Raw genomic sequence first — 9,894 nt, 5'->3', positions numbered from 1 at the left:
GTAAAATACGAGTAGGTTTTTGCTTATTTTAAAATTACTTTCCTAGCTTTTCTTTTAACTCTTCTTTTTTAGATTTAGCTTTTGAAGCAGCCTTCTCTTTTTTATCTTTTACTTTATCAGAAAGCATCTCTTTTTTCTCTTTGACGTTTTCACTCATGCTATTTTCATCTTTTGTGCTTGAGCCTAACTCGTCTTTTGTTTTAGATGCTTTATTTTTTAGCTTATCTTTTTTGTCAGAAAGCTTATCTTTCATCTCATCTTTTGCATCGCCCACTTTTTTCTTGCTAGCTTTTGCTTTTTCGCTTATTTCGCTTTTGCCGGTTGTAGAAATTTCACCTTTGAGGTTATCAAAAGTTTTATCACCAATACCATTTACATTTTTTAGATCATCAATCGAGTTAAATTTGTTTGCTTTCCTGTACTCAATGATCGCATCTGCTTTTGCGCTACCAATACCATCAAGGCTCATAAGCTCCTCTTTTGTAGCTGTGTTTAGGTTGATTGCTGCCATAGCCAAAGAAGCAACTGCTGCTAATGATAACAATATTTTTGTCATTTTTATTCCTTAATAAATAAATTAGAAACCGAAGTGTATCAAAGAGCAGTTAATGAAGTATAAACGTAATTGTTGTAAAAATTATTTCGAAAAAGTTTTATTAAAAGAGATTCCCTGAAAAATTCAGGGAAAGAGTTTTATTTTCTAAGTTCGCGGATCTTAGCTGCTTTACCGCGTAGTTCGCGTAGGTAGAATAGCTTAGCTCTTCTAACACGACCTTTTCTAAGAACCTTTATCTCTTCTATAGAGTCACTAAATATTGGGAAAATTCTCTCAACACCAACGCTGTTAGCGCCGATTTTTCTGATGATAAATGTTTCGCCAGTACCGCTACCACGTCTAGCTATACAAATGCCTTCAAAATTTTGAATTCTTGTTTTGTCGCCCTCATGAATACGAGTAGCCACACGCAATGTATCACCTGCACGGAAGTCAGGGATATTCTTACCAGCAATTTGAGCATTTTCAAACGCTTCAATGTATTTATTTCTCATGTTTTTCCTTATTTATGTGGCTTTAGCTTTTGATATAAATCAGGGCGAAAGTACCTTGTTTTGCAGTGAGCCATCTTATTTTTTAAGTTGTGGATTTTAGCATGATTACCCTTTAAAAACTCTGAAACCACAAAGATGGATCTAAAATTATCAGGTTTTGTAAAAGATGGAGCTTCAAGCAGATTACCCTCAAAACTCTCTACTTCAAGACTCATGTCGTTTCCTAAAACCCCAGGTACGTTTCTTGATATCGCATCACTCATACAAAGTGCAGGTAACTCTCCACCAGTTAAAATAAAATCACCTATGCAAAAAACTTCGTCCGCCCATAGCTCGACAACCCTCTCATCAAGTCCTTCGTATCTACTACAAACAAAACAAATATGATCTTTTTTAGAGAGCCTTTTTGCATCATTTTGACTAAATTTTTTACCGGCTGGCGTCAAAAAAATCACATGAGTATTTTTATCTTTTTCTTTTACAAATTTGATCGACTCATCCAAAGGCTGTGGAAACATCAAAAGCCCTGCTCCGCCTCCGATCATATAATCATCAACTTTATTATGCTTATCGTTGGTAAAATTTCTTGGATTTATGAAATCAATTTCTATAAATTTATTACTAATCGCACGTTTTAAAATAGAATCACAAAAGTAAGGTTTAACTAAATTTTCAAAAAGTGTAATAAACGTAAATTTCATGAATTTTCTAAGATATCTCTAGTGCCTTTTACCAAAATCTCTCCACTATCCAAATTTACGCTTTCGATAAAATACTCCAAATATGGAATGTAGAAATTCTTTGGTTTGCCGGCTACGATAAGCTCTTCGTCTGTTTTTATGTATAAAAGTGAATTTGCAAAATTATCTTGGATATCTTCTACAATGCCCAAAATTTCACCATTTTCTACAACTTTTAATCCAATAATATCAAACTGAAAAAACTCATCTTTTTTTAGTTTACAGTTTTTTCTAGTGAGCTCTTTTGTAGTATAGATAGTCCTATTTACAAGTGTTTTGGCAAGGTCTAAGTCATCAAAATTTTCAAACAAAACCAGCTCTTTTTGTCTATTATAGTCTTTTATGATGAGCTGATCATTGTTTTTATCAAAAAAGGTTGCGCCTTTTTTAAATTGTTCTGGGAAGTCGCTCTTGTTATGAAGCTTCAAGTAGCCCTTTAAACCAACACATCTCCCGATGGTAGCGACTTCAACAATATCACTATTCAATAGCTTTTACCGTTACTCTATAACTTGTATTGTCTTTGGCTTTACAGCCAATAATAACGGTCTTTATAGCATTTATCATTTTGCCGTCTTTGCCAATAAGTTTTCCAGTATCAACCTTATCGGCACTTATAATGATCTCGACAAAATTTTCACCAAGCTCTTGACGCTCGATAGTTACCTTTTCAGGAAAATCAGCTATCAGCTTGGCGTATTCATATAAAAAATTTTCAACCATTATTTTGTAATTTGTGCAACTCTGTCGCTAAGTTTAGCACCAACGCTTTTCCAGTAATCCAATCTCTCTTTGTTGAAATTTATAACATTTGGCTCAACCATAGGGTTGTAATAACCAATGCTCTCTATCCAACCGCTATCGCGTCTTTTTCTGCTATCTGTAACAACTATACGATAAAAAGGCCTTTTTTTACGTCCCATTCTTGTTAGTCTTACTACTGTTGCCATATTATATTCTCCTCTTGTTTTTAAATAAAGCTTAAATTTAGATAACAAATATCCAAATTTAAACCCTTTTGTCAAACAGGTCTTTTTAAATTTGCCTGTGAAAGCATATTTGCAAGTCCTTTTGCTCCGCCCTTTCCTGAAAATTTCTTAGCAAGCTTTGAAGCATTTTCAAACTGCTTTAAAAAGCGATTTACCTCTACTTGAGATAGTCCAGAGCCAGCTGCCAAACGCCTTTTTCTACTATTGTTTAAAAGGTCTGGATTTTCACGCTCTTTTTGTGTCATAGAGTTTATCATAGCCTTAATATGCAAAATTTCTTTTGAATTATCAAGGTCTATATCTTTTATCTGATTTGCAATATTTGAAAGTCCAGGTATCATACCCATCAAAGATTTCATGCTACCAAGCTTTTTAACGCTTTCCATTTGATCTAAAAAGTCGTTAAAGTTAAACTGACCTTTTTTTATCTTTTGGTTTAGACGTTTTGCCTCTTTTTCATCAATAATAGTCGATGTTTTCTCGACCAAAGTAGCTAAGTCGCCCTCGCCCATTATGCGGCTTACGATACGATCTGGTATAAAGCTCTCGATATCAGCTACTTTCTCGCCAGTACCGACAAATCTAAGTGGGATATTTAGCTGTTTTGCGATACTAATAGCTACGCCACCCTTTGAGTCAGAGTCAAATTTAGAAAGGATAACTCCAGAAATTCCCAAAATTTCATTAAAACTTGTAGCTGTTTTTACAGCATCTTGTCCGCTCATAGCGTCAGCTACATAGAAAATTTCATGTGGATTTATCGCATTTTTTACATCTTTTATCTCTTGCATCAACTTTTCATCGATCGCAAGACGACCAGCGGTATCCACCAAAAGCACGTCATAAAGACCGCTTTTTGCTTTTTCTAGTGCCTCTTTTGCTACTTTTATAGGGTTGTTTTCGTTTTCTATATAGAAAAGATCAATCTCGTTTGCAACGCAGAGCTGTCTTAGCTGCTCAACCGCCGCTAATCTTTGCAAATCACAAGCTGCAACTAAAACTTTTTTCTTTCTTAGCTTTAGATAGTTTGCAAGCTTGATAGTTGTCGTTGTTTTACCACTACCTTGCAAGCCAGCCATCAAAACAATGGTTGGCGCAACTGGCGCATAGACAAAGCCTTGATTGCCAGGAGCTGTTAAGATAGTAGTTAAATTTGACTTGATCGCATCTAGAAAATTCTTTTGGCCTACGCCAGTTTGCTTTAGTTCGCTTTCGATAGACGCGAGTAGATCTTTGGTGACTTTGTGGTGAACATCAGCTTTTAAAAGAGCTTTTTTTAACACGTCAAGTGCGTTTTTTAGAGCTTTTTCATCATCTACAAAACGTATCTTGCTAACGGCTAATCTAAAAGACTCGCTAATTTGTTCGAACACTAATCACCTTTCTAAGTTGTTATTAAAGGGCGTATATTACTAAATAATTTCTTTATTGCTCTTTAAATTTCAAATTTATTAGATAGCTCAAATCCAAGAGAGTTAAATTCTTTTGGGATCGGCGCTTTAAATTTATAGTCTAAAAGAGCGATAGAATAGGCATGCAAGAACATTCTATTTGCCCTATTTTTGCCATATTTCTCATCGCCAACGATAGGTAAATTTAAGCTAGCCAAATGCACTCTTATCTGGTGCGTTCTGCCTGTTTTTATGGCAACTTTTACAAGCGTTTTTTTACCCGCAACCATGAGCGGTGAAATTTCACTGATCGCCTCTTTGCCATCTTTTGATATCTTTGAAATGGCGCCATTTTTATTTTTTATCGTTAAGATCGGCTCATTTACGACCACTTCTTCGCTCATGATACCCCTAACTGCGGCCACGTAAATTTTCTCAACCTTCATCTTTTTAAACTCATTTATGGCAAGGCTCGCAAATTCGTCATTTTTTACAAGAAGCAGCACGCCACTTGTATCTTTATCTAGCCTGTGAAGAAGCGGAAATTTATACATTTGGCTGATTTTTTCACTAGTTACGGCGGCTGGTTTGTTAATGGCTATTAAATTTTTATCTTCAAAGATAATGCTTGGCTTTGGCATCTCTTCGACACTAAATTTAGTGTTTTCACTCATCAAAGCACGAGCTATCATCACCTTTTGCCCCTTGGCATAGACTAGTCCGCTGTCGATTAGCTCCTTTGCCTCGTTGTTTGAGATGTTTTTTTGCTTGGCTAAAATTTTATACGCTTTTTCTTCACTCATAAAGTGCTCCTTATATCTTCTATGATCGTCTCAGCGCTTGCTTGCACGGCGATCTTGCTCTTTTTGGCGTCACTACCCACTATGCCGCCGATCTCGCTTGCCTTTGCGATGTAGATGTTTTCAACTAGACCAAATAGCGCCTTTTGGTTAAATATAAACTCGCCGCTAATTATCACTGGGTTAAATTTAGCGCACTCGATTGGATTATGCCCGCCGATATTTGGCACAAAACTGCCTCCAAGCACGACTATATCACTAATGGCATAGACATTTACAAGCTCGCCTAAAGTGTCAAGCAAATTTACCTTTGCTTCAAATTTATGTGTTTGACTAAATTTCGCAAAGGTAAAATCATGCTTTTTAGAGTACTCACTAGCTAGCTTTTTCACTTCTGCAAATCTCTCTGGATGGCGCGGTGCGATGATCAAAAGATCGTTTTCTTTTAAATTTAAATTATCTAAAATCATCTCTTCTTCACCAGCATGTGTGCTTGCCAGCACGATCACTCTAGCTTTTGGCTTTTCATAAATTTTACTCACGCTTGGCAAAAATGCAGCTTTTATGTTGCCAACGACCTCTATTTCGCCTGCTCCAAGCGACTTTAGTCTCTCTTTATCAAGCTCGCTTTGGGCGTAAATTTTATCTATAAATTTAAAAAGATATCTATAAAAAAATCCAAATTTCAAGTAGCTTTTATAGCTTCTATCTGAAATTCTTGCGTTTATAAGGATCACGCGACTGCCTTTTAGCTTTGCCATAAAAACTAGCATGAGCCAAAGCTCAGCCTCAAAAATTACTAAAATTTTGCTCTTTTTTAACCAAAATGGCAAGAAAATTTCAAATGGCAAAAATCTTGTGTTAGCACAAATTTTACTTGCCGCTTCAAAGCCCGTATTTGTCACAACGCTTATGGCTTTGCTATCAAATTTTTGCATCAAGGGCTTAAGTGCTTGCACCTCGCCAAATGAGCAAGCATGAAAATGTACATCTGCATCTTTAAATTTAGGATTACTAAAGAGAAAAAAACGTGCTGGGATCGATCTATGGTATTTTTTTTTAAAACTTAAAAAAAGTAGAAAGATAGCCCCAAAAAAATAGAGTATTGAGGCTAAAAAATAATATATTATTATCACGAAATGTGTTATTGCTCTTGTTTATACAAAATTCTACCACAATGCGGGCAAGTAACGATGTCTTCGCCTTTTACAACCGCAGAGAAAGTTTTATCATTTATCTGCATAAAGCAACCATAACAAGCTTGTTTTTTAACAGGCACAACTGCTGTGTTGTGAGCCCATTTTCTGATCTTTTCGTAAAATGCTAGGATCTTTTGATTCATCGCAGCGACAAGCTTATCTTTTTTAGCATAAACCTCTTTGCGCTCTTTTTCGATCTTTTCAAGCTCAGATGAAACCTCGCTTTTTATCTTTTCTAAATTTCCTTCAAGCTCTGTTTTTTTAGCATTTAGCTCATCTTTTTGAGCATTTTTATTGTCTATTAGTTTTTCAAGTCTAGCGATCTCTTCGTTTGCTGCTTCAAGCTGCTCTTTTGCGATATCTTCTTCTAGACCTAGCGCTTTTATCTCTTTTTCGCTTTTAGCGCTCGAGCTTTTTTTGGCTACGTCTTTGATCTTGGCGCTAAATTCTGCGATATGGGCGTTTGTGCCTGATTTTTGTGATTTTAGATCATTTACCTCTTCGTCAAGTCTTTCTACATTAACCGCTATAGTTTCACACTCTTCTTCTATGCTTTTATAGGCTTTTTCTACTTCTTGTATGCGCGGAGTGAAACCATCTATTTGTTTGTCAAGATCAGATAATTCAACTAATTGTTGCAAATATTTATTCATAATGTTTCCTTTTTTTTGTTAGCAATATGTAAATGGGTTTTTAGAATTGCTTATTATAACTTCAATTTTTAGATTTTGCAAATATTTTGCTAAAAAATCACTAAAATAACGCTCACTTTCATAGTGGTTTATGTCGATCAAATTTAGTCCATTTTCCTTTGCATAAAGGGCTTGGTGATACTTTAGATCGCCCGTTAAAAAGGCGTCCGCTTTGACCTCTTGGATGAGATCTGCGCCGCTTCCAGTACAGATACAAATTTTAGAAATTTCATCTTTTGCATGAACGGCTCTTAAATTTTCTAACCCAAGTTTTTCTTTTACAAATTTACAAAGCTCGCTAAATTTCATATTCACATCAGCGTAGATCAAAAAGCCCTCTTTGCTTGAAATTTCAAGCCCCAAAACCTGCGTCACAAATTTTTCATTTAAAAATGCAAGGTCAGCGTTTGTGTGAAGCGAGATGAGCGAGATATTTTTTATCATCATCTCTCTTATGAGCGAGCTTGGATAGAGGCTGTAGTCTAGGCACTTTAACCCCTTAAAAATGAGCGGATGATGGGTAATAATGAGCGAGTTTGGCAAGACATTTTGCAAAAGCTCGCTATCAATATCAAGGCTTAGATAAATTCGCTCAAATTCGCTGTCAAATGAGCCAACTTGCAGACCGCTATTATCCCAAGACTCTTGGCTCACAAATGGGCAAATTTCATCTAAGATTTTATAAATTTCAGCTATTTTCATCAAATTTTACTTTTGCTCTAAGCTCTCTTTATATGTTAGCGCGCACTCTTTTGCAAGCTCGCGAATTTTTAAGATGTAGTCTTGCCTTTGCGTAACGCTGATCGCTCCGCGCGCGTCAAGGACGTTAAATGTATGAGCTGCAAGCATGCAGTAGTCGTAAGCTGGCAGTGAAATTTTTGCCTCCAAGCAACGTTTGCACTCGTTAAATGCGTTTTCAAACTGGTTAAAAAGCATATCAACATTTGCCACTTCAAAGTTATATTTACTCCACTCATACTCGCCTTGTTTATGCACATCAGCGTAGGTTATGATGTTGCCATTAGAGTCGTCCCAAACGATGTCGTAGACGCTATTTACGTCTTGTAGATACATGGCTAAGCGCTCAAGACCGTATGTTATCTCGCCAGATATGAGCTCGCATGCGATGCCGCCAACTTGTTGAAAATAGGTAAATTGCGTCACTTCCATGCCATCTAGCCAGACCTCCCAGCCAAGTCCCCAAGCGCCAAGTGTAGGGCTCTCCCAGTTGTCTTCAACAAAGCGGATGTCGTGATTTTTCAAATTTAAACCAAGTCTTTCGAGGCTTTTTAGATAAAGCTCTTGGATATTTTCTGGACTTGGTTTTATGAGCACTTGAAACTGATAGTAAGCGCCAAGGCGGTTTGGGTTTTCTCCGTATCTACCATCAGTCGGACGGCGGCTTGGAGCTACGTATGCGGTCGCCCACGGCTTTGGTCCAAGGCTTCTTAAAAATGTCGCCTGATGATATGTACCCGCACCCGCAGGCATATCGTATGGCTGAAGTATGACACAGCCTTGCTCTTGCCAATAGTTTTGAAGCGTTAGTATTATTTGTGAAAATGTCATTTTTTGCCTTTTATTTTATTGATATATAAATTTCTATTTTATCTTTTAGGTATTTTTCAAAGTCTGTTTTTTAGGTTCTTTCTAGCTCGCTACTTTCAAAATATCTCCAAATTTCATCCCAAAATTTTGCAACATTTTGTGGCTCATTTGCAAAGCTAAAAAGAGCGTACTTTCCGCTTTGTATATTTAAATTTTCACTATCTTTTTGGCGTGATATTGTGCCGATGAAGTTATCGTAATGTCCATTAAAATCACTTTCGTAGCTACAGTAAACACTATAAATTTCACTCTTGCCATCATAGTATTCATTCATAAATTTGGACCATAAAGCTGGAATTTTGCCGTTGCCGTCCATTTCATCTTCATTTTTAGTGCGAGTTTTTACTCCATAAATTTCAAAGCTATTTTCTAAATTTATAATCTTCATAAACTACTTTTGTCCGTTGAAATTTTCAACCGCTTGGTTCCACATGAGCTTGTATTTTCGTTTTAAAAATTCAACTTCATCTTGTGAAATTTTAAGCTGTTTTGTAAGCGTCTCGACCGTTTTTCTATCCTCGTCATAGAGCTCTTGCATCGAAATGAGCGCCTCTTTTAAAAATTTATTCTCATTTCTTAAGGTTTCAAGCGTCTCATCTTTTGCGTCAAGCACCTTTTCGTGTAAATTTAGTATCGTGCCGATCGTCTTTTCGACAAAGGTAAAACCATCTTGGCTTTGCGGCTGCAAAGATAAATTTTGCGAAACACTAGGCACCACGCTCATCGTTCCCTCGCTCGCTTCTATCAAAATTTCTCCATTTTCCTCTTTGGTTTTCAAAATGCCACGATTTATCATATCCTCGATAACTTCGCGCTCCAAGTGCACAAGTTTGCAAAATTCATCAACTCCAAGATAGGTCTGCACCGCTTCTCCTTTTATAGTATCACTTCAATCTTTGAAGAATCATCCTCTAAAGCCTTTATCTTTGCCTCTCTGTCGGCCTTTAGCGCACTTGCTAGCCCCTCATCTTCAAGGGCTAAAATTTGCACAGCAAGATAGGCTGCATTTATCGCGCCAGCCTTGCCGATAGCTAGGGTTGCCACTGGCATGCCACTTGGCATTTGCACGGTTGAGTAAAGCGCGTCTACACCGCCAAGAGCTGAGCCAGCCATTGGTATGCCGATCACTGGTTTTGTTGTGTTTGCAGCGATCGCTCCAGCTAGGTGAGCTGCCATGCCAGCAGCTGCGATGAAGACTTTTGCGCCCTTTTTCTCGGCATTTGCAACGTACTCGCTAGTTCTTTTTGGGCTTCTGTGGGCTGAGCTGATGATCAGTTCATATTTTACGCCAAATTTCTCCAGAGTCTTTGCCGCCTCGCTAACGATATCATAGTCACTTTTACTTCCCATTATAATAGAAACAAATTTCATATTTTCTCCCTTAAAAAACTAAATTTTGGCAGCTTAATGCCTGTCTCTTATACA

General features: G+C 37.0%; 14 protein-coding genes and 1 pseudogene. All 15 read right to left on the bottom strand.

The genetic code is table 11. The features are described 5' to 3' along the window. Nucleotides 1-325 precede the first annotated feature (325 nt). A pseudogene (locus Q0296_RS09600) lies at nucleotides 326-556 on the bottom strand (helix-hairpin-helix domain-containing protein); the annotation flags it as partial. Between the two features lie 137 nt (nucleotides 557-693). Then, nucleotides 694-1,050: a 50S ribosomal protein L19 gene (gene rplS, locus Q0296_RS09595; protein WP_002941851.1), complete on the bottom strand. Its 357-nt coding sequence runs from the start codon at nucleotides 1,048-1,050 to the stop codon at nucleotides 694-696. Nucleotides 1,051-1,058: 8 nt separating this feature from the next. Next, complete coding sequence (gene trmD, locus Q0296_RS09590) at nucleotides 1,059-1,751, bottom strand: tRNA (guanosine(37)-N1)-methyltransferase TrmD (RefSeq protein ID WP_298039918.1); 693 nt, start codon at nucleotides 1,749-1,751, stop codon at nucleotides 1,059-1,061. After that, entirely contained in the window at nucleotides 1,748-2,278 is a 531-nt protein-coding gene (gene rimM, locus Q0296_RS09585) for a ribosome maturation factor RimM (protein WP_298039914.1), read from the bottom strand. Before rimM ends, trmD begins: the two co-directional genes overlap by 4 nt. Further along, nucleotides 2,271-2,513: a KH domain-containing protein gene (locus Q0296_RS09580; RefSeq protein ID WP_009293991.1), complete on the bottom strand. Its 243-nt coding sequence runs from the start codon at nucleotides 2,511-2,513 to the stop codon at nucleotides 2,271-2,273. Before Q0296_RS09580 ends, rimM begins: the two co-directional genes overlap by 8 nt. Continuing rightward, a complete protein-coding gene (gene rpsP, locus Q0296_RS09575; protein WP_009293992.1) occupies nucleotides 2,513-2,740 on the bottom strand; it encodes a 30S ribosomal protein S16 in 228 nt (75 codons plus the stop codon). Before rpsP ends, Q0296_RS09580 begins: the two co-directional genes overlap by 1 nt. A 71-nt stretch (nucleotides 2,741-2,811) precedes the next feature. Then, nucleotides 2,812-4,152, bottom strand: a complete 1,341-nt coding sequence (ffh, locus tag Q0296_RS09570; RefSeq protein ID WP_021085569.1) for a signal recognition particle protein — start codon at nucleotides 4,150-4,152, stop codon at nucleotides 2,812-2,814. 62 nt (nucleotides 4,153-4,214) lie between these two features. Beyond that, nucleotides 4,215-4,973 (bottom strand): RluA family pseudouridine synthase, encoded by a 759-nt coding sequence (locus Q0296_RS09565; RefSeq protein WP_298039900.1) that lies wholly within the window; start codon nucleotides 4,971-4,973, stop codon nucleotides 4,215-4,217. Further along, the gene (waaA, locus tag Q0296_RS09560) at nucleotides 4,970-6,106 is read right to left on the bottom strand and encodes a lipid IV(A) 3-deoxy-D-manno-octulosonic acid transferase (protein WP_298039897.1); all 1,137 of its coding nucleotides are present in this window, start codon (nucleotides 6,104-6,106) and stop codon (nucleotides 4,970-4,972) included. Before waaA ends, Q0296_RS09565 begins: the two co-directional genes overlap by 4 nt. An 8-nt stretch (nucleotides 6,107-6,114) precedes the next feature. Beyond that, nucleotides 6,115-6,822 carry a zinc ribbon domain-containing protein gene (locus Q0296_RS09555; RefSeq protein WP_002941798.1) on the bottom strand — a complete coding sequence of 236 codons (708 nt, stop codon included), beginning with the start codon at nucleotides 6,820-6,822 and terminating at the stop codon, nucleotides 6,115-6,117. Between the two features lie 18 nt (nucleotides 6,823-6,840). Continuing rightward, nucleotides 6,841-7,563 (bottom strand): Nif3-like dinuclear metal center hexameric protein, encoded by a 723-nt coding sequence (locus Q0296_RS09550; RefSeq protein WP_298039893.1) that lies wholly within the window; start codon nucleotides 7,561-7,563, stop codon nucleotides 6,841-6,843. A gap of 6 nt (nucleotides 7,564-7,569) precedes the next feature. Further along, the gene (glyQ, locus tag Q0296_RS09545; protein WP_298039891.1) at nucleotides 7,570-8,430 is read right to left on the bottom strand and encodes a glycine--tRNA ligase subunit alpha; all 861 of its coding nucleotides are present in this window, start codon (nucleotides 8,428-8,430) and stop codon (nucleotides 7,570-7,572) included. A 70-nt stretch (nucleotides 8,431-8,500) separates the two neighbouring features. Continuing rightward, nucleotides 8,501-8,857 (bottom strand): GyrI-like domain-containing protein, encoded by a 357-nt coding sequence (locus tag Q0296_RS09540; RefSeq protein WP_298039888.1) that lies wholly within the window; start codon nucleotides 8,855-8,857, stop codon nucleotides 8,501-8,503. 3 nt (nucleotides 8,858-8,860) lie between these two features. Beyond that, nucleotides 8,861-9,334, bottom strand: coding sequence for a DUF3972 domain-containing protein (locus Q0296_RS09535; RefSeq protein ID WP_298039882.1), 474 nt, complete (start codon nucleotides 9,332-9,334; stop codon nucleotides 8,861-8,863). 11 nt (nucleotides 9,335-9,345) lie between these two features. Next, on the bottom strand, nucleotides 9,346-9,840 hold the full coding sequence (gene purE / locus Q0296_RS09530; RefSeq protein WP_298039879.1) for a 5-(carboxyamino)imidazole ribonucleotide mutase: 495 nt from the start codon (nucleotides 9,838-9,840) through the stop codon (nucleotides 9,346-9,348). Nucleotides 9,841-9,894: the final 54 nt, after the last annotated feature.

The sequence above is a fragment of the uncultured Campylobacter sp. genome, from assembly GCF_937890585.1.
Taxonomy (GTDB): domain Bacteria; phylum Campylobacterota; class Campylobacteria; order Campylobacterales; family Campylobacteraceae; genus Campylobacter_A.
The sequence above is the reverse complement of the archived record's forward strand: the minus strand, read 5'-3'. Positions and strand labels throughout refer to the sequence as shown.